The organism is Photobacterium sp. BZF1, from assembly GCF_014349205.1.
Classification (GTDB): domain Bacteria; phylum Pseudomonadota; class Gammaproteobacteria; order Enterobacterales; family Vibrionaceae; genus Photobacterium.
In genome coordinates this window covers 1-18,643 of the sequence record NZ_JACSOF010000020.1, presented here as the reverse complement: position 1 = coordinate 18,643, position 18,643 = coordinate 1, and the positions used below count along the sequence as shown (strand labels likewise).

The window sequence follows — 18,643 nt, the reverse complement described above, 5'->3', positions numbered from 1 at the left end:
TTTCCGTTATGTCTTTTGTTCTAATTAATCACTTACGCTGACTTGAGCAGGCAAGGTGTAAACTCGGCCACAGAATCAAGCACCAGTTCGGCATGGGGTGCCAGTTCTTCCTGAGAAGCAGTACCCGTCAACACACCTACGCTTCTTGCCCCGCTGTTAATGCCGAACTTCATATCCGACACCGTATCCCCCAACATGACCACTTCACCAGCCTGCAATTGGCAGTGATGGCAAAAAGCTTCCATCAGGGCTGGAGCAGGCTTCGGTTCAATGTCCCCGTCGGAATAACCGATAAAATCGAATAGACCGATAATGCCTGCCTGTTCAAGGGAGTAGAGGGTGGCATCTTTGGTATCAGCGGTGGCAATGCCAAGCTTAAATCCCTTTTGTTTCAGATTTATGAGTGTGCTTTCAATCCCCGGCAGGGTTTGGATCAGCTCCGGCATCTGCTCAACTTGCTGATTGAACAAGCCCTTCACTTGATGGTTAAAAGCCTCGAAATCACAGTGTGGTGCCAGCATCTCGAACCATTTCCCGGAGGTATCCTCAACCGGATTCGAAGCCAGCAAACCGTAGTTATCCACCCGCTCGCCGTACACACCAATCGCTTCGAGCAACGCCTCTGGCGTTACTTCATCATGCTCTGGGAAATGGGCCAACAGTGCCGCAACCACCCCTTGTGATACCTTTAGCCACATTTGATGAAATTCGAGCAAAGTCCCGTCTTTGTCGAACAATACGCCTTTAATTTCCATTTTCTTCCATCGTCTCCATCAGCTCACCCCAGGTTGATACCGAAGGCTGAGCAAATACTGCTTGTAGACCGTTAAATACCGGGTTGATCACCCCTTCAAATTCGCCTTTCTCATCTGCTGCCATACTAGCCAGATCACCACGGCGGATATCGATGCGAACCCAGTTGTGGTGACGCATCCCAACACCGAACTCAACGCCTTCCGGGCTGATTTGGCAGCGCGCAATCACCTCGCCGTCTGCCACACATTCGGCAAAATACGGATTAGATTTGTCTGAAACACAAAGGTGATAAATCAGCTCGCCTTCAGCGACATCCTGACCCGGCAGGACACTGCCATTATTGATTGAAACAGCTAATCCACACCGGCGCTCCAAGTAAACATGGCCCTGTCTCAATCCGGCCAAAATACCCTCGCCACTCAAACCATGGGAGAACACAAAGGTAGACGGATCGCCATAGATGGAAGGCTCGGTAGCTTTGGGGTTGCGCTCGTGGGGTTCAAGATGTGAGTCGCTGCCACCCACGGCATAGATACGGTGTCCGCAGTTCCACATTGCACTGAGTACTTCCAGCGCCGATTCTGTCGATGCCGGTGACGTCGACCAAGTCGGATCGCAACACAACTCCATGGTGTCGACACTTGCCAAAGGCATGTCAGCGTAGTGCCAGTGCCAAGGTTTCATCATCGGGTGGTTTATGCTGATATTGCCGGCAATCGCCAAACCTTGATGGATCAACGCCTCACTGCTGTAATCGGCATTACGCATCGCAAGACCGGCTAGCGGGCCGTGGACATTGAAATGCCCTTTGTCGGTCGTTACCTCGACACCCGGCAGGATCAGGGTTCGGTCACTCTCAGGCAAAGCTGGATGACAGATGTTGTGTTCGGTCAGGAACATGAAGTCCAATTGCTGGCGCTCGATAATCTCGGTTGCCGCTTCCAATGTATTGTGGCCATCAGACAGCACGGTATGTGCATGCAAATCGCCCCGGAACCAGCGCGATTCTGGCGACTTAATTTTGGAGTAATCAAACTCTATTTGATTCGCTGCGTTCAAACTGGCTGTGGTCGGCACGGCAATGGCAGAAGCTACAGCCTCGGTAGCAATGTCAAACGCAATTTCAGCCTGATACTGCATCGGTTTATGGTTACGGCCCTCGCCTTCAAGGTTGTAGATATGCAGCTCCCACTCACCGGCATGAAGTTCGCCGGCAATACCGCCAAGGGAGGCCATATCTTGGCTTATCACTACCTGCTTCTCTGGCTTTACCCACAAAATCGCCGTGCGCAGTTGCTGTTTGGCATCATAGAGGTAAGCGTAAAGGAAGCCCTGTTTTACCGTAGTACCTGTCATCGAAATATTTTGAGTACCCTCTGGCACCACAAAGCGTTCGACTTGATGGCCAAAAGCCAACTCACCCGAAAACGTCAGCATGAAAAATTCTCTTAAATGGTTTTTTGATAGTGAACAGGCACCAAATTTGATTGGTGCCTGTTCATCTGATTAAGAGCGGTTCGCTCTATCCAAGGCACGTTGCGCACGCTTGGCAGCATCCTTCAGGGCTTTTTCAGCTGGGATGTTTTCAATCTGCACCTGATCGGCGGCAATAGACAGGGCGTCCTGAATACGGCCATTGGTCGGGTCCATAAAGTCAACCGAAGCCGTTGTCGCCTGCTTGAGCGGGATCAGCGCTTGCGGGTTTTGCTTGGTGAAGGCTTGGTACTCAGGTACCTCATTCACGCTCTGGCGAACTGGGATGTAGCCTGTAAACATTGACCAGCGCGCGGTGTTTGCCGCATTGGTGTAGAATTCCATGAATTCAAACGCGCCCTGTGCAGCTTTGTCATTGGTTCCTTTAGGCATAACAAACATCAAAGAGCCTGCCTGAGGAGCTGCTGGATGATCGCCCCAACCCGGCTGGGTCGTTGCGGCCAATTTAGTGAAGTCCAAATCACCTTGGTCACCCGATGAACCGGTGTAGCCCAGTGCATTGTCCTTCATCACATCATCGATGGTCTTGTACCAGTATTCCCAGCCCTGACCACCGTGGTGGATACGCATCACATTGTCATCGTGGATCCATTGACGGAAACTTTCCCACACTTCAACCCACTCCGGCGAGTCAATCAGTACTTTTTTACCATCGTCACTGATCACTTTGGCACCATTGGAGAATGCGGCGTCAATCAGGTTGTCCTTACCCCACATTGGCTCCCAACCGTAGTACTCGGTATTGCCACGGGCATCTTTGACTGCGACTTTTTCTGCAACCTTGGCAAGGCCCTGCCAGGTCGCCAGATCTGCTTCGGTAAAGCCGTGCTCAGCCAACTTGGCTTTGTTGTAGTAAAGCACCTGCGTTGTGCCGTATGCCGGCAGGCCAAATACCGAGCCATCATCGGCTGTGCCCTGGGCACGGAAGGCTGGAATAAAGTCGTTATAGTTGAAATCTTCGGTGATGAAATCACGTAGATCTCGGGTCAGGCCACGGTTCTCCATCGAGCTTGCTTCAGAAGCCCCAACCAAAACAAATTCCGGTGCGGTACGTGAAGCCATACCAGCCTGCAATTTCTGGAATGTCTCCTGGTAGTTGCCCTGCAATGCGCCTCGGATAACGTAGTCATCCTGGCTGGCGTTGAACTCTTCGATTAGCTTGGTCATCATCTGCTGGGGTTGGGTACCGCCTGAATACCAGAAGTTCACCTCAGTCTGGGCCATTGCCGTTCCTGAAATAGCCATAGAGCCTGTAGCAAAAGATGCACATAGAATTGCGAGTGTTTTTAGTTTCATATCCATTTACTCTTTAACACCGTTATCGGCAATGCCGGACAAAATCGTTTTTTGACAAATCATGAATAAAACAAGCAGGGGGACGACAGCGATGGTGCTGGCAGCCATGATCTGCGACCAGTTAAGGCCGTAGTTACCCTCTGCAATAAAGAACTGGCGGATCCCGGTTGCAATCAGGTGCAACTCTTGGGTGGTGATCACCAAACTCGGCCACATGTAGCTGTTGTAGTTGGTGATAAATGTAATGAGGAACAAAGTGGCCAATGCTGCCTTGCACTGCGGCAACACGATAGCCCACAGAATTTTCAACTCGCCGGCACCGTCGATACGCGCCGCCTCAATCAGAGAAGGGTGGATCTTAAGGAACACCTGACGCAGATAGAACACCCCGAACACGCTAGCAGCACTAGACAAGATAAGACCAGCATGGCTATCAAGCAGCCCCATATTTGCCAACGTGATATACGAAGGAATGTAAGTCACGGCCCCCGGCAGCATGTAACTCCCCATCACCACGAAATACAGCAAGGTGCGTGAGCGGAATTTGAGCTGGGTGATGGCATAGGCAAACATGGCCGAGTTCACAATCACAAACAGCGTAGTGAAAAATGCCACTGAGAAGCTGTTGAAAATATACTGGCCAAATGGAGCCAACTGGAACGTATCTACAAAGGTCTCCCAGCGGAACTGCTCAGGAATAATGTTGAGCGGATTGCTGAAAATCTCATCATTCGACTTCATCGATCCCGATAACATCCAAATAAACGGGAACACCATGATCAGGCCGGAAAAGGCCAGGAATACATGCTTGGCTATGGTCGCCTTGGCAAGATTGGCCGTAACAGATAGCTTGCCCAAAGATGGAGACTTATCACCTGCTGTTGTTGCCGTTTCAGTCATACCGCCCTGCACCGACTTGGCCAATTTAATCGCCTTTGCCGCAGGCTGGTTTCCGGTTGGAAAATCTACAGATTGCATTGTCATAACACTGTCCTTAGTAATACACCCAACGTTTACCCATAACGGTATTGATAATGGTGAGCACCCCGGTAATAAGCAGGATGATCATTGAGGTCGCAGCTGCTGGCCCCATGTCATATTGTTCGAACGCCGTTTGGTAGAACAAATACAGCAGGGTACGTGTACTGCCACTCGGTCCACCCTGAGTGAGGATCTGGAACTGGTCGAATGCCTGGATTGCATTGATGACATTGACAATGACCAAGAAGAAAGTGGTCGGCGAAATCAGCGGCAAAGTGATCTTGAAAAAGCGTGTCAGCGGACTGCAGCCATCGATCAGCGTTGCTTCATATAAAGAGGTTGGGATCTTGTTCAAGGCGCTGATATAGAACAGCATGGTCCAGCCAATCGCCTGCCACACGGTGACAATAATCACGGCCACCATGGCGGTATCGCCGCTTTCCAGCCAAGGGATAGGAGCAAAGCCCACCTTGTCCAACAAGAGATTGGCAAGGCCAGCCTTGGTCTCGAACACCCAAGACCACACTATCGACACCGCAACGGTTGGGGTGATCCATGGCGAGAAAATCACTGCGCGGTAGAACTGGCTGCCGGCAAAATTCTTGTGCAACATGAGTGCGAACACTAATCCGAGGCCTACAGTCGGCACCACCACACCCAATGCAAACCAGAAGGTATTGAGCATCGCTTGGTGGAAATCTCGGTCCTCCAGCAGGTACTGGTAGTTTTCGAAACCGACATAGTAGTAGTCAGGTGAAATATAGTCCCAGTCGGTGAAACTGATATAAACGCTCCAGCCAAATGGGATCAGCCAGAATGCCATCAGTGGCGCCATCAAGGGTGCGATAAACAGCAAGACCCTGGCTTTGTCCGTTAGTATTTGAGATGTAATTTTCATGGAATAAGCACTTCCTTTACTCTATGTCCGCTATCCTAGTTGGCGTGTATGACAAGCTTGTTTGGCTCAACGTCATATTTTCCGATGCCAGCCATAAGAAAAACTTAGGGGTTGTTCTGCTTGGGTTTAGAAATGGTATGGGGCTAGGCACTAATTCGCTTCTCAGCGACCGGTTGTGCTTGGCTACCCTACGTCTGCTTATGAAGCCAGTCACAAAAGAAATTCACCTTGGCATCACGCTTATTGGCAGTGATCAGGTAGTGACCAGATTCCGAGGGCATGCTGCCGTCAATAGCCGTCACCACTGAGCCAGATAACAAATCTCGCTCGGCAACTAAGGATCGCACCAGCATCATGCCTATCCCTTGCTTGACGGCTTCGAGGCCATGGAGTGAGTTACTCAACTCCAACTGGATATTTGGCACCTCTGGCAGTCGCTGGTTATGGGCCAACCACTGCATCCAACTCTCTTCATAACCTTTAACTTGGATTGCAGGCAGTGAAGCAATGTCCCCCTTTACCAACTGCTCCGCATGGGATTGCTTGAATGCAGGTGAACACACCATTAACCACTGCTCTTCAAAAAGCCGCTCCGCCCTGGTCGACTCGCTCTCAAGGTAGCCATTGGTAATTTCAACATCGGCATCGATACAAGGCTCCCTAGATGGCCAATCGACCAGAGACAGATCCAGTCGAATGAAGGGAAACTTCTCGGTGAAGTCTTTTAGTTTTGGGATCAGCCAGTTATGGCCAATGGAGTGGTTAACTTTGACCCTAAGCACATCGGGCTGCTGCTTGCCGAACAACAGTTCAGTTTGCAGCTTGAGGTGATGAAGCGAACCGGTGACCGCAGGCAAATACTGCTGCGCGCTGGCTGTCAACATGACACCGCGCTGGCTGCGCTCGAACAAGGCACAATCAAGAAATTGCTCCAGGCTCTTTAACTGCTGGCTCACCGCAGCTTGTGTAACATGGAGCTCTCTGGCTGCTGCCCCAATAGAGCCTAGCCGGGCAACCGCTTCGAAAGCCACTAGGGCACGTAATGGAGGCAACATATTTCACCTTTATTTCAGAAAAAGGCAAAATAATTCAATTATTTGAAGCTAAGGTGACAGAGAAAAGAAAGTATAGTGACAGGTCGAATGCAGTTCTGTTACAAGCTCGAAAAATAGTTCGCAAAATTATTCACTGTTTTTGCCTATTCATGATTACGATCAACAAACTGCCAACAATTCAGCCTGCACGCTAGTCACACCACAACAACGGTGATATTACATTGCATGCCTTTTATTTCTGCCATTTTGGCACAATTTTTGTGCCACATATCCAAGAGAGATGAAATGCATAACAGCAAAGCTGACATGAAGTCAGTAGAAAATATAAGGAGTGTTAAATCATGTTGTGCCCAGATTGCAAACAACCTATGGTCAAAGCGAAGGACAACCATAACCATTGTGTTGAACTCAACTGCCCACCGACGCGGACCCACTGCCCGAAATGCGATTCTGAAAACACCCAGATCATCAACAAAAGCATCAGCGATGCCGAAATCTGTTGCAATGATTGCCAATCAACTTGGGTGATCTCGCGCAGTTAGTCACTTGTGAAATAGAAATGGCTGCGCAAGGCAGCCATTTCATTGCTCACAGAAGATGAGCTCAAGATGAGGGCGGCGATGAACTCCTTCTACGCCGCCTGTTCTGCCAGACTCAGCTGAGTGTAAATCCGCTGTTCTGTCTCGCCATCAAATAGCAGGGCATCACCAATATTGAAACCAACATCAATGGTTTCGCCCTCCTGGATACGGTAACGGCGATCAACACTGAGTAAAAACTTATGGCCGTCACAACGGCAGTGGATGATGCGATCGCTCCCCGTTGTCTCCACCAATTCCACATCCGCCTGCCAGCGTATATCTTTGGCAAAGCTCGCTTCCATGATTGCCATTTTATCGGGCCGAATACCCAGCAGGTAATTCCCTGATGCAATACTGCTATCAGGCACCAACCAACTGGCAATATCGCCCATAAGGTGTGCGCGGCCCGTGTTTACTGATAGCGGCATAATATTTGTTGGTGGCGCACCGATAAACGAGGCGACGAAAACATTGGCCGGGTTATCGTAGATTTCTTCCGGGCTGGCAAATTGCTGCAACACACCGCCTTTCATCACCGCGATCTTGTCTGCCAAAGTCAGTGCCTCGATCTGATCATGGGTGACGTAAATGGTAGTATTGCCGAGGTTACGGTGAAGCTGTTTGATCTGCGCCCGCATCGAGTTACGCAGTTCGGCATCCAAGTTCGACAGCGGCTCATCCATCAAATAGATACCGGCATCACGGGCAATCGCACGCCCCATGGCCACACGCTGGCGCTGGCCACCGGATAGCTGACCCGGCTTTTTATCCAAGTACTCTTCTAAACGCAGTGTTTTTGCCACTTCTTCCGCTCGCTGGTGGCGAGTTTTCTTATCCACGCCACGAAGCTCCAAGCTAAATGCAATGTTATCGCGCACGCTCAAATGCGGGTACAGGGCATAGTTCTGGAACACAAACGCCAGATCGCGATCTTGGGGTAGCACATCATTCATCCGCTGATCATTGATGATCAGATCGCCACCGGTGATCTCCTCGAGGCCCGCGATCATCCGCAGCAGCGTCGACTTGCCACAGCCCGACGGACCAACAATCACGATAAATTCACCGCTTTCGATATTCATATTCACATCGAAGACAACCTGGTTGCCTTCCTGATAGGTTTTATCTATGTGCTGCAGGGCAATAGCGGTCATGATGCTTTCTCCAACATAAATGCGTTGCGAAGTGTGATAGCCAAGTCTGGGCGGTCAGTCGTAAAAGCATGTACCCCATGCTCGAGGGCTGTTTGGATCAAATCTGCACTATGGGCACCGTAACACCCGTATTTAAGCCCGCTTGCCAATACTTGGGCTTTGGCATCTATATCTAGCTGGGTGACATGAACCGAAATTTCATTCACCTTCATCGAGTGGGCAAGGCTTATCGCAAACTCAGTGCCCAGCAACCGGGGCATATTCCTTTGCATCAACCAAATAGTAAAAAGCTCCGGGGCTTTGTCGGCTAACTCTGCCAATACTTCACAGTTGAACGATGAGATAATCGTTTGGCCGAACATGCCAGTTTTTTCAAGAGTCGCCAGCACCTTCTCTACCACGCCAGGATAAGGCACTTTGTTAACATCCGCTTTGATTTCCAAGCGCAGCACAATATCACTGCCCCGGTATAGCTCACACAACTCTTCCAGTGTCATCATGCGCTGGCCACCAGAGTGATTCACACTTCCCTGCGCCAACTCTTGCCAGGTTTTGGCATTGACCGGACCTGTCATGTCAGTCGTACGATCCAGTGTCGCATCATGGTGGACAACCAAGATACCGTCTTTGGAAGGGTGGACATCAAATTCAACCAATTCTACCGGCAGGTTCAGGGTGTTTTCGAATGCACGTCGGCAGTTCTCGCCCCAGACAAGTGTTCCGCCACGGTGTGAAGCAATTTGTGATTTCATCATTTTATCTCTTACTTTAACGCGCCCATGGCAATACCACGGACCAAGTGTTTTTCTACTAACTTGAAGCACAGCAGTGTCGGCAACATGGTCAGCGTCGCCCCAGCCATTACCAGTGGCCAGTTCACCATGCCGTCATCTGCAGCACTGGCATAGAGCCGGGACAGTGCGATCTGAAGGGTGCGCACTTCCTCACTGTCGGTAGCAATCAAAGGCCAGATATACGAGTTCCACTCACCAAGGAAAGTAAACAGTGCCATTGCGGCAATCGCAGGGCGTGCCATTGGGACAATCACTTTCCACAGCACCTGAAGGTGGTTGGCACCGTCAATCCAGGCCGCTTCGTCCATCGCTTTGGGGATCCCCTTGAAATACTGGCGCAGGAAAAAGGTAACGAAGCCACTGGCAATCGAGGGCAGGATCAACGTCCAGTAGCTATCAAGCAGGCCGACTTTTGCCATGTTGAGGTAGTTGGGGATCAAGCTGATATGCCCCGGTACCATCAAAGTTGCGACCACCAACCAGAACAACAACTCCCGTCCCTTGAATTCAATTCGGCTAAAGGCATAGGCCGCACAAATAGAAACCGTCAAGCTCAGTACCGTCACGGCCACCGACACAATGGCCGTGTTCAATAGGTAGAGCGGGAAATTCATCTGGGTAAAGGCATAGACATAGTTCTCAAGCGAGAAGCCAATCTGCCCAGAGGCATAAGTATCAAACGGCATAAATGAGAGAAATACACCGTACCCTATCGGGAACAAAAACATCAGTGCCAAGGCTGTCAACATCACCATCGACAGTGACCACCGGGTTTTCTTTGGCGCTAGCTGAACCACTTTAGCTGCCTTCATAGTGCACCTTCTTACCAATCAACTTCGATTTCACCACGGCCAATACCAGCAAAATCACAAACAAAATTACCGCCAGCGCCGAACCCTGACCAATATCAAACAAGACAAAGCCGGTGCGATAGAGCAGGTTCACTAACATATCGGTTGCAAATGCCGGCCCACCATTGGTCATTACATTGACGATGGTGAAGATCTGGAACGACTCCACAACCGAAATAATCAGCAAGAAATATGTGGTCGGCATCACCAACGGGAAGGTTACACGGCGAAACACATGCCATTTCTTGCCGCCATCCACCTGTGACGCTTCGTACAACTCATTGGGAATGGCCTGCAAACCCGCAACATAAATCACCATGTCATAACCCAGCTGCTTCCAGGTATTGACAATGATCACCACCCACAGCGCGAGCATCGGTGATTGCAACCAGGTCACTTTCTCCAACCCGAATGTGCTGAGAATACTGTTCACCAAACCGAAATCAGTAGCAAAAATCCAACTCCAGATCACCGAGATAGCAACCGTCGAGGTGACTGATGGCAGGAAGTAGGCTCCGCGCAAGAAGCGAACCAGCTTGGTCTCGTTGACCAAGAAGTTAGCCAGCAACAAAGCCAGGGCCAGGCGTACCGGCACCGAAATCACCACAAACACCAAAGTGATATAGAGGGAATTGCGGAACTCTTCGCCTTCTAGCAGGTAGCGGTAATTTTCCAGCCCGACGAACGGCATATCGCTGCTGAGGAAATTCCAGCTATGGAAACTATAAATAAAAGACGAAACTATCGGCCAATAAGTAAAAATGCCTATTAACAACAGGCAGGGTAAAACAAAAAAATACGGCGCAAATCTTTTCATGGTCATGCTTAATAGGCGGGATTACTCCCGCCAACTGTATAATTAAAGACGGGACTCAACGCGGCGGTTAAAGGCTTTTAGGGCTTTTTCCGCATCTTGCTGGCCAAGGGCAATAGACTCCCAGATACCTTGCTCCTGAGCACGGATCCAAGCCATTGCCGGCGGGCGGGCACGACCTTGGGCAACCGGCAATTGATCCATCGCCGCGCCAAAATCAGGGTTCTCGGCAAGTAACTGCTTAGATGACTCCACTTCCAGCGCTTGCTTGTTCACAGGCATATAACCGGTATGCTGGAACCAAGTGGCACTCTGGTCGGCAGACGCTAGGTATTGCATGAACTGCCATGAAGCTTCTTTCTTCTCATCGCTCACGTTGGCCATCATGCCTACGCCCGCACCACCGATTGGCACACGGCACTCAGCGGTACATGGCATAGGTAACACAACCAGATCATCCCCAAGCAGACGCTTGTAATCACCTAGGTTACCCGTACTGTCGAAGTGGATAGCAACACGGCCAGAACTGAAATGTTGTTTAACCAGTTTCTCGTCAGTCACACTTTCTGCCGAAGCCACTCGGTGCTTATGGTAGAGATCACCCATCCACTGGAACGCTTCAATGGTTGCTTGGTCTGCAAGGCCCGACTTGTTAGTAACAGGGTCTACCCAGTCACCACCGTTTTGCATCACCAGACCAAAACGGGTGAACTGGCTTGGCGTATTGATGCCGTATACGTTCTCTGCCCCCAGTTCGCTTTGCACGGTTTTCGCTACGGCAAGAATTTCATCAAACGATGTCATGGCTGGCATGTCCTCGTAGCCCGCTTTTTCAAGCAACGCTTTGTTGACATACATCAGAGGTGTTGAGGAATTGAACGGCATGACATAGTTGCCGTCTTTGTAGTTACCGATTTCCAGCGCGAACGGCTGCAGTTCTTCGGTAAACGCTTTGTTTTCAGCGTAGTAGCCATTCAGATCATTGAGGACACCGGCTTCGGCAAAAACGCCGTACTGGGTCACTTCCAAAACCGCCATTTCTGGGTTACGTCGCGCCGGAATTGATGCCTGCAGCTTGGTAATGATATCGGCATAGCTGCCGTTGTAAGTCGCTTTAACCTCAATATTGTCATTGGCAGTATTGAAGTCATTGATCAGGTTTTGCAGGACGACTTCATCGTCACCTGTCTGGTTATGCCAGAGTTCTACTTGTACCGGTTTTGCTATCGCACCCGCTGCAACAAGCGACAATGCCAACGCTGAAAGACGCAGTTTCATGATTCATTCCATGTTTATCTGAAGGACTGTGGAGCATGCTAGGCAGGAAAAATGACAATACCGTTTCAGTATTTCGTTGATTCGTTGAAGAGAGCTCTGCAACCGTTGCAGAGGTGCTGTAATAACCTGTTTATCTGTAGGTTTCATACTTTGCAATCAAAATTGCAGTTGCATGAATTCTGCAATTTTGACATTTAACAGTCATTTTCTATGGCTATATTCAAAGCAAATTAGCAACTTACGATAAGATAATGAACGATAGGCAGATCAGTTACCAAGTAAAATTTCGCGGTGCAATCCAGCAATTAACCACAGGTGTTGAAAGCAAGCTGACAAAATCCGAAGTCAAAGTCATCGACTACTACCTTGCGCATGCCGACCATGCAGGCCACAGCGGCAAGGATATTGCCAACGCTATCCAAGTGCACCCTTCGACATTGGTCAGATTGGCTCAAAAACTGGGCTTTCGCGGCCATCCCGAACTCAAGCAATACTTGATTAAATTTGCCAACCAATCCGCCGATGCGAGTGAACGCCACCAGCATACGCTGTCACAAATGGAAGGCTCGGTACTGCAATCAACCATCAACCAGGAGATCGAGCACCTCCAGTTAATCAGCAGTGCGGTTTCCCAACCCCTACTCGATGAAGCCTGTCAGCTTATCCTTTCCGCCAACAAAGTCTTCATCAACGGCCAAGATAATACCGAAGGGTTTGCCGAACACTTCTGCCGTCGTCTGAACCGTTCGGGCATTGATGCCGAGACCGTTTCGTTGGGTCGTTCCAAACTGGCGGAGTGTCTCACCGCCTCGCGGCCAGAAGATGTGCTGGTGTTAATCTTCAACAATACCATGAACGAAATGACCGAAAAGCTGATCAAAATAGCCCGCAACTTGCAACTCCAGGTCATAGGTATCAGTGATCTCAGTTCGCTAAGCGTGCCTCAGGATGTGTTACTGCTGCGGGTGTATCGTGGTGAAACCAAGGGGACCAAGTCTGTCAGCCCACCGCTTGTCATCACCAATGCGATTGTCCGTAACCTGACCGTGCTGGCAGAAGAGAGGGTTATGCAGGGACTGCGTCGCTTCGAGATGATCCGCGCGCTAGAAGACTAAATCCCACATAGTAAGAACCGGTGGTCATGACTGCGATCCGATAGACCAAGATCAAAGTAAAATGAATATATTATCACCACTTGTTATATGAAAATTATGTTACTTGAGGCACAATCAAGGGTATGAAACTATTGCGGAAATAATGAGAAAGCAATGAAATTACAGCAACTGCGTTACCTTAAGGCGGTGATAGACAACAACCTGAATATCTCGGTTGCTGCCAATTCCCTGTTCACCACCCAACCGGGTGTCAGCAAGCAAATCAGGCTGCTGGAGTCGGAGCTTGGGGTGAAAATCTTCGAGCGAAAAGGCAAGTCCATCAGTGCCGTGACACCTATCGGCAAGCAGATTATCGACGAAGCTATCGACATGCTGGAAAAAGAAAGCCGCATCAAGACGATAGTCCGCGATCACATCAAGCCCGAAGAAGGCTTTTTGAACATCTACACCACCAATACCATTGCCCGCTATCTCATTCCGGAGGCGGTAGAACGTTTCGTCAAACGCTACCCGAAAATCAAGTTCCACATCGGTACTTCGCAGCTCGACAAATACGGTCATATCCTAAAACGTGGCCAGTCAGATTTTTCGATCCTGGCCCAGAACGTCGAACGCGAAAAAGACATTATCGTCCTGCCAGCCTACAAGTGGAACCTGAGCTTAATCGTGCCCAAAGACCACCCGCTGGCTAATGACAGCGATATCTCCATCGAGAAAATCGGTGCCTACCCGCTGATCAGTTATGAGCCGGGTTCAACCGGCCGTTCGGCGCAAGACGAAGCCTTTAAGGAAAAAGGGATCTCGCCGTATTACTTCATGACGGTAATGGATGTCGAGGTTATCAAGAAATATGTCAACCTCGGCTACGGGATCGGGATTATTGCCCAAGTGGCCGCCCAGGATGTGGTGGACGAAAACCTAGTCAGCATTCCGCTCAACGATATTATCCCAGCGTGTGACGCTTGGCTTTGTTATAGCCGCAACTTGTTCCTGCAAAAATACATGCTAGATTTCATCGAACTGTTCTGTCCGCACCTCACACGGGAAGTAATGGAAGATATCGCCCACTGTTCAGATAACGAAATTCTAAAGATTTCCGAGCAATTTGAATTACCGGAATATTAATTTCCATAATAAAGCACTATCATAAACTTCACCTTTTAGAATATAATTCGAAAGGTGAAGTAATATTTCGTCACCAACTTTAGTATTTAAACATTTTTAACACTCCTCCCTTTTTTGTCAAAACGATTTATTTTTTATCTTAACTATAACTCTCCCCCATTTAATTCATATTCAACACCGCTTATTCTAAGTGTAATAAAAACACAACAGAAAAATGCATATACCGATATAACTAGGGTTAAAGCTAAGTAGTAATGTTTATCATCCCCAGAGTGAAAAACATTTGCTGACCTAAATATCAGAATGGAACTGAAATGAGGGAACACACATGTCGCTTAGTATGGCAGAAAATCAGCCCCGATTTACTATGTCACTCACCAACCAGATACTGATTGCCACTGCAGCAGGGATAGCGTTCGGCAGTATCGTGGGACCATGGGCAGAAAATATCAAATTCATCGGTGATATTTTCATTCGTTTGATCCAGATGTCCGTTGTCTTGCTCGTTATGACCGCAGTTTCAGCAGCAATCGGTAATGTTGATGGTAAAGGGGCCGGTAAAATGAGCCTCCACACCTTCAAATGGATCATCTCGATGACTATTGTCTCTGCATTAGTAGGGTTATTCCTAGCCTTGACCATCAAGCCAGGGGAAGGGATCAGTATTGAAGGTGCGGCAACCGCAGTAGCCGCACCGGAAGCCTCTATACGCGAAACTATCTTAGGCTTCTTTTCAACCAATATTGTTGGCTCTATGGCTAGCGGGGCGATGATCCCTTGCATTGTCTTTGCCATCATTTTCGGTCTTGCTATGGGGTCCTATGCCCGCACCTCCGGTAATACAATCGTCACTGAATTTATTGTCAGCTTCAACGCCGTGATCATGAACATCATCAAGATGGTAATGAAACTGGCGCCTATCGGTATCTTCTGCCTGTTGGCGAACGTTTCTGGCGCAATTGGCTTCAAGGTTATCGTGCCTATGCTTAAGTTCCTTGGAGCATTGGCTATCGGCGATATTATCCTGCTGCTAATGTACGGTCCTTTGACAGCCGCTCTGACTAAAGTCAACCCGTTGAAAATGCCCAAGAAGTTTGCCAAGCTTTCTATCATGTCGATGACCACCACTTCATCGGCTATCTGCCTGCCAACCAAAATGGAAGACTCTGTAACCAAGTTTGGTGTGAGCCGCAAGGTTGCTGACTTTACCGGCCCAATTACTATGTCGATGAATGCCAATGGCGCGGTAATGTGTTATGTGTTGGCTATTTTCTTTATGAGCCAGGCAACGGGTATTGTGCTTGAACCTTTCCAAATGGTTATGGCTATCATCTTATCTGTGATGATGTGCATGGGTACCATCGTCGTACCTGGCGGTATGATTATCGTCTACACCTTCCTTGCTACGTCAATGGGCCTGCCGCTTGAAAGTGTCGCTATCCTTATCGGTATCGACTGGTTCTCAGGCATGTTCCGTACACTGTTGAACAATGTGGTCGATGTGATGATCGGTATGCTGGTATCAGACAAGCTGGGCGAGTTTGACCGTGATGTCTACAACGACGAGAAAAAAGCTGAGTACCTAACCGTTTAATCCGCGTCGGTACTTTCACTAAAAAAGAGCAAATAACACTGTTATTTGCTCTTTTTCGTTAAACCTGTTCATTTACCTGATAACACCTGCTCTAGTCTTGGGTTCTTCAACCTAACCAAAAATACTTTCTGGCGCTTCAACGTCTACTGCTGCTTCAAGCACTACCTGCGCAGCACGGTTAGCCGACTCTATTGCCTTTAATTCAGCGATGAGAGACGAAGTGGCGCTCATTTTCTGTAGCTACAACTCCAAGGGTAATATCATCCGTTGCCTCTGCCTGTTTAATTGAATAGTGACGAATATTAGCGCTAGCTTACAGCACGATTTCTACTTAATTCACACCGCAGATTACCTTCGTCGCCCTATTAACCAAACCAGTCAATCCCCGCGACAAACTCTTTGCTACTTTGTTTTATTTGCAGCGCTTTATGACTGGTTGCATCGGTTGAAACATAAAATTCGCCGTCTTCATAATAAGCACAAACCATAAGGCTCGCTGGAAAGGGGGAGCTCTGGCCGCTCTGTGTCAAAGAGAGAGTTGCCAGAGAGATAATTACTTATCTTTCCTTTCCACAGTATTCATCTAGCAGCGATATGGCATTAGATCAGCAATCAAATAATTGGACCGACTATTAAACAAAAAGCCCCATCAAACATGACAGGGCTTATTTCTTACACCGATGTGAAAGGTTATGCTGTCGCTACTTCCCGTGCTTTGCTCCTGTGCGTTATTAGCGCAAAGATGCAGGCACCCACAGCCACTAACGCACCAGACATAATAAAGCTCATCTCTTTTGAGCCCATCACGTCAGATATAAAACCCGTCAGTGTCGGGGCGATGACCGCAGAACTCATACCAAAGAAGTTCAGTAGGCTAAATGTTCGGCCAAGGCTTTTAGGCGAAGCTTGCTCTGATACATAAGAGATCAAGATAGGATCGACTGCCAGTTTACCGAGCAATCCATAGAAAATTAGGCTTGTCATCAGTACCCAGGTGTTCGGTGCCATGACCGTCAGCAATAGCAGTAGGGCAGCTGCACCTTCAAGGTAGAGTAAGATCTTGACCTTTTTATTGCTGAATTTATCTGATAGACGGCTGAAAAACAGTGCTCCCGGAATACCAGCAAACGCGACTAACGCAGAAGCAAAACCAATCGCCATCCCCTCGAACCCACGTTCGGTTTGCAGAAATGATGGCAACCAAGTCACTATTAGATAGTAGCCATAACAGGTACAGAAGTAGAGGAAATAAGCACTACAAAGCTTGGGCGTGAACATTACTGACAGTGGTACTTTGCCTGTAGCTGCTTGGTCAGTTTTTTCCTCAGCTTTCAATGACTGGCTCTGGTGTGAACGGATAGCCAGCAAAAATACCGCAACCATCACCACCAAAATAGCCACAATCATGAACATGACATGCTGCCAGTTCATATTCATGTTTTTGACCAGTACTGTCGAGCCAATTAGGCCGATCCCCATACCGATTGCCGAGCCACTGTTGATGATGGCATTGGCCATTGCACGGCTGGTTTCGGGGACATTTTGAGACGATAAAGAATACGCTGAACAAAAGAAAGACGCACACCCTGCACCGGCTAGCATTGACCCGACATAGATCAACGATAGGCTGTGGGCGCTAGCCAGCAGTAAGGTGCCAATAATGAATAGAGAAAAACCACCAGCCAGCATCACCTTCTGGCCCAATTTGTCGACCAGAATGCCACAAGGTATTTGCATACAGCAGTAGGCTAGGTAATAGAAGCTTGCAATGGCACCGATCTCTGCATCACTTATCCCCCCCAGTGAAGCTTGGATTTCGGGGTATATAGGAGTAAGTACGGTTCGGTAAATCCAAATGGCTACCCAGCCAAAACATAAAACGACAACCAGTTTTTTCCAGTATTCGACACTGTGCTGATGGTTCTTTTCCATATCATCTTCCGTAATTATTTATATGCTAGCTCGTAAAGCACGTTGATCAGTGCCTCGACGCCAACAGTCAAATCGCTAATATCCGTATGCTCTGCCGGGTTATGGCTTATCCCAGCCACACTTGGAATAAAGATCATTCCTGTAGGGATGCGTGGAGCAAAAATTTGCGAATCATGACCAGCGCCAGAGTGCATGCGTCTGTAGTTGGCGCCTTTTGCTTCGAAGGTAGTATCAATCAGATCAACCAAAGTAGGATCCATTGGGATCGGCTCTTCATCCATCCACAGATCAACGTCAATTTCGATCTCCATTTCTGCACAGATCTGCTTCATATCCTCAACCATCTGGTTACTGAAGCTGATCAGCTTGTCCTTATCGGTATGGCGGCAGTCCATAGAGAACAAAGTCTCCCCCGGAACCACGTTCACGGTATTTGGCTTAGGCACGACTTTACCAAAAGTCAGTACTAGCGGATCGCCTTCAGCCTTGGCTTTATCTATTGACTGGCTACAGATTTTACTAAACGCATATACCGTATCTTTGCGGTAACCCATCGGTGTTGTACCGGCATGGTTCGCTTCGCCTTTAAGAGTGATATTGTAACGGCGTTGACCGGCAATACTGGTCACGACACCCAGTTGCTTGCCTTCAGTTTCCAGCACTTTTCCCTGCTCGATATGCAGCTCGATAAAGGCTTTGATATCTTTTCGGACAGTGCGGTCAGTAGCAAAATCAAAACCGCACTCTCTCATTGCATCAACAAAGTTAACGCCCTTATTGTCAGTAAGACCTTTCACCGCCTCATTGTCGGCAATACCAACGATATTCTTGCTACCCCAGAACACGTAAGGGAAACGACTACCCTCTTCTTCTGCTAGGGAGACCACCTCAAGGGTACGTTTTGGTGATCCATGCTTGTCTTTTA

At 48.7% G+C, this 18,643-nt stretch carries 17 protein-coding genes; 4 read left to right on the top strand and 13 right to left on the bottom strand.

Annotation, left to right across the window (positions count from 1 at the left end; translation table 11 throughout):
* Positions 1-32 precede the first annotated feature (32 nt).
* The 6 genes from BIZ37_RS06415 to BIZ37_RS06390 all read right to left on the bottom strand — a co-directional run bounded on the left by BIZ37_RS06415 (position 33) and on the right by BIZ37_RS06390 (position 6,480).
* Positions 33-755, bottom strand: a complete 723-nt coding sequence (locus BIZ37_RS06415; protein ID WP_187460785.1) for an HAD family hydrolase — start codon at positions 753-755, stop codon at positions 33-35.
* Complete coding sequence (locus BIZ37_RS06410; RefSeq protein ID WP_187460784.1) at positions 745-2,193, bottom strand: CehA/McbA family metallohydrolase; 1,449 nt, start codon at positions 2,191-2,193, stop codon at positions 745-747. Before BIZ37_RS06410 ends, BIZ37_RS06415 begins: the two co-directional genes overlap by 11 nt.
* Before the next feature lie 69 nt (positions 2,194-2,262).
* Positions 2,263-3,546 carry an extracellular solute-binding protein gene (locus BIZ37_RS06405; protein ID WP_187460783.1) on the bottom strand — a complete coding sequence of 428 codons (1,284 nt, stop codon included), beginning with the start codon at positions 3,544-3,546 and terminating at the stop codon, positions 2,263-2,265.
* A gap of 6 nt (positions 3,547-3,552) precedes the next feature.
* A complete protein-coding gene (locus tag BIZ37_RS06400; protein WP_187460782.1) occupies positions 3,553-4,530 on the bottom strand; it encodes a carbohydrate ABC transporter permease in 978 nt (325 codons plus the stop codon).
* 10 nt (positions 4,531-4,540) lie between these two features.
* Positions 4,541-5,425 carry a carbohydrate ABC transporter permease gene (locus BIZ37_RS06395; protein ID WP_107297312.1) on the bottom strand — a complete coding sequence of 295 codons (885 nt, stop codon included), beginning with the start codon at positions 5,423-5,425 and terminating at the stop codon, positions 4,541-4,543.
* Positions 5,426-5,613: 188 nt separating this feature from the next.
* A complete protein-coding gene (locus BIZ37_RS06390; RefSeq protein WP_187460781.1) occupies positions 5,614-6,480 on the bottom strand; it encodes a LysR substrate-binding domain-containing protein in 867 nt (288 codons plus the stop codon).
* Positions 6,481-6,821: 341 nt separating this feature from the next.
* On the opposite strand from BIZ37_RS06390, the gene BIZ37_RS06385 reads away from it, so the two are divergent.
* Positions 6,822-7,022: a hypothetical protein gene (locus BIZ37_RS06385; protein WP_107297314.1), complete on the top strand. Its 201-nt coding sequence runs from the start codon at positions 6,822-6,824 to the stop codon at positions 7,020-7,022.
* Between the two features lie 89 nt (positions 7,023-7,111).
* Here the strand turns inward: BIZ37_RS06385 and BIZ37_RS06380 are convergent, their stop codons facing one another.
* From BIZ37_RS06380 to BIZ37_RS06360, 5 genes are all read right to left on the bottom strand, one after another.
* The gene (locus tag BIZ37_RS06380) at positions 7,112-8,215 is read right to left on the bottom strand and encodes an ABC transporter ATP-binding protein (RefSeq protein WP_187460780.1); all 1,104 of its coding nucleotides are present in this window, start codon (positions 8,213-8,215) and stop codon (positions 7,112-7,114) included.
* Positions 8,212-8,970, bottom strand: a complete 759-nt coding sequence (locus BIZ37_RS06375) for a glycerophosphodiester phosphodiesterase family protein (RefSeq protein WP_187460779.1) — start codon at positions 8,968-8,970, stop codon at positions 8,212-8,214. Before BIZ37_RS06375 ends, BIZ37_RS06380 begins: the two co-directional genes overlap by 4 nt.
* An 8-nt stretch (positions 8,971-8,978) precedes the next feature.
* Positions 8,979-9,821 (bottom strand): carbohydrate ABC transporter permease, encoded by an 843-nt coding sequence (locus tag BIZ37_RS06370; RefSeq protein WP_222939606.1) that lies wholly within the window; start codon positions 9,819-9,821, stop codon positions 8,979-8,981.
* Positions 9,808-10,551: a carbohydrate ABC transporter permease gene (locus BIZ37_RS06365; protein ID WP_222549441.1), complete on the bottom strand. Its 744-nt coding sequence runs from the start codon at positions 10,549-10,551 to the stop codon at positions 9,808-9,810. Before BIZ37_RS06365 ends, BIZ37_RS06370 begins: the two co-directional genes overlap by 14 nt.
* 168 nt (positions 10,552-10,719) lie before the next feature.
* Positions 10,720-11,952, bottom strand: a complete 1,233-nt coding sequence (locus BIZ37_RS06360) for an ABC transporter substrate-binding protein (RefSeq protein WP_187460777.1) — start codon at positions 11,950-11,952, stop codon at positions 10,720-10,722.
* A 251-nt stretch (positions 11,953-12,203) separates the two neighbouring features.
* On the opposite strand from BIZ37_RS06360, the gene BIZ37_RS06355 reads away from it, so the two are divergent.
* The 3 genes from BIZ37_RS06355 (at position 12,204) to BIZ37_RS06345 (ending at position 15,786) form a co-directional block, all read left to right on the top strand.
* Positions 12,204-13,067: a MurR/RpiR family transcriptional regulator gene (locus BIZ37_RS06355; RefSeq protein WP_187460776.1), complete on the top strand. Its 864-nt coding sequence runs from the start codon at positions 12,204-12,206 to the stop codon at positions 13,065-13,067.
* Positions 13,068-13,220: 153 nt separating this feature from the next.
* Positions 13,221-14,192 (top strand): LysR substrate-binding domain-containing protein, encoded by a 972-nt coding sequence (locus tag BIZ37_RS06350; RefSeq protein ID WP_107297315.1) that lies wholly within the window; start codon positions 13,221-13,223, stop codon positions 14,190-14,192.
* A gap of 328 nt (positions 14,193-14,520) precedes the next feature.
* Entirely contained in the window at positions 14,521-15,786 is a 1,266-nt protein-coding gene (locus tag BIZ37_RS06345) for a dicarboxylate/amino acid:cation symporter (protein WP_222939605.1), read from the top strand.
* 690 nt (positions 15,787-16,476) lie between these two features.
* Here BIZ37_RS06345 and BIZ37_RS06340 read toward each other — a convergent pair.
* Positions 16,477-17,718 carry an MFS transporter gene (locus tag BIZ37_RS06340; protein ID WP_107297317.1) on the bottom strand — a complete coding sequence of 414 codons (1,242 nt, stop codon included), beginning with the start codon at positions 17,716-17,718 and terminating at the stop codon, positions 16,477-16,479.
* A gap of 14 nt (positions 17,719-17,732) precedes the next feature.
* The coding region (locus tag BIZ37_RS06335) for a hydantoinase/carbamoylase family amidase (RefSeq protein WP_187460775.1) at positions 17,733-18,643 on the bottom strand (911 nt) is incomplete at its 5' end.

Coding starts and splice junctions, on each gene's coding strand:
- BIZ37_RS06415 (WP_187460785.1), bottom strand. CDS start 755: ATGGAAATTAAAGGCGTATTGTTCGACAAAGACGGGACTTTGCTCGAA.
- BIZ37_RS06410 (WP_187460784.1), bottom strand. CDS start 2,193: ATGCTGACGTTTTCGGGTGAGTTGGCTTTTGGCCATCAAGTCGAACGC.
- BIZ37_RS06405 (WP_187460783.1), bottom strand. CDS start 3,546: ATGAAACTAAAAACACTCGCAATTCTATGTGCATCTTTTGCTACAGGC.
- BIZ37_RS06400 (WP_187460782.1), bottom strand. CDS start 4,530: ATGACAATGCAATCTGTAGATTTTCCAACCGGAAACCAGCCTGCGGCA.
- BIZ37_RS06395 (WP_107297312.1), bottom strand. CDS start 5,425: ATGAAAATTACATCTCAAATACTAACGGACAAAGCCAGGGTCTTGCTG.
- BIZ37_RS06390 (WP_187460781.1), bottom strand. CDS start 6,480: ATGTTGCCTCCATTACGTGCCCTAGTGGCTTTCGAAGCGGTTGCCCGG.
- BIZ37_RS06385 (WP_107297314.1), top strand. CDS start 6,822: ATGTTGTGCCCAGATTGCAAACAACCTATGGTCAAAGCGAAGGACAAC.
- BIZ37_RS06380 (WP_187460780.1), bottom strand. CDS start 8,215: ATGACCGCTATTGCCCTGCAGCACATAGATAAAACCTATCAGGAAGGC.
- BIZ37_RS06375 (WP_187460779.1), bottom strand. CDS start 8,970: ATGATGAAATCACAAATTGCTTCACACCGTGGCGGAACACTTGTCTGG.
- BIZ37_RS06370 (WP_222939606.1), bottom strand. CDS start 9,821: ATGAAGGCAGCTAAAGTGGTTCAGCTAGCGCCAAAGAAAACCCGGTGG.
- BIZ37_RS06365 (WP_222549441.1), bottom strand. CDS start 10,551: ATGCCGTTCGTCGGGCTGGAAAATTACCGCTACCTGCTAGAAGGCGAA.
- BIZ37_RS06360 (WP_187460777.1), bottom strand. CDS start 11,952: ATGAAACTGCGTCTTTCAGCGTTGGCATTGTCGCTTGTTGCAGCGGGT.
- BIZ37_RS06355 (WP_187460776.1), top strand. CDS start 12,204: ATGAACGATAGGCAGATCAGTTACCAAGTAAAATTTCGCGGTGCAATC.
- BIZ37_RS06350 (WP_107297315.1), top strand. CDS start 13,221: ATGAAATTACAGCAACTGCGTTACCTTAAGGCGGTGATAGACAACAAC.
- BIZ37_RS06345 (WP_222939605.1), top strand. CDS start 14,521: ATGTCGCTTAGTATGGCAGAAAATCAGCCCCGATTTACTATGTCACTC.
- BIZ37_RS06340 (WP_107297317.1), bottom strand. CDS start 17,718: ATGGAAAAGAACCATCAGCACAGTGTCGAATACTGGAAAAAACTGGTT.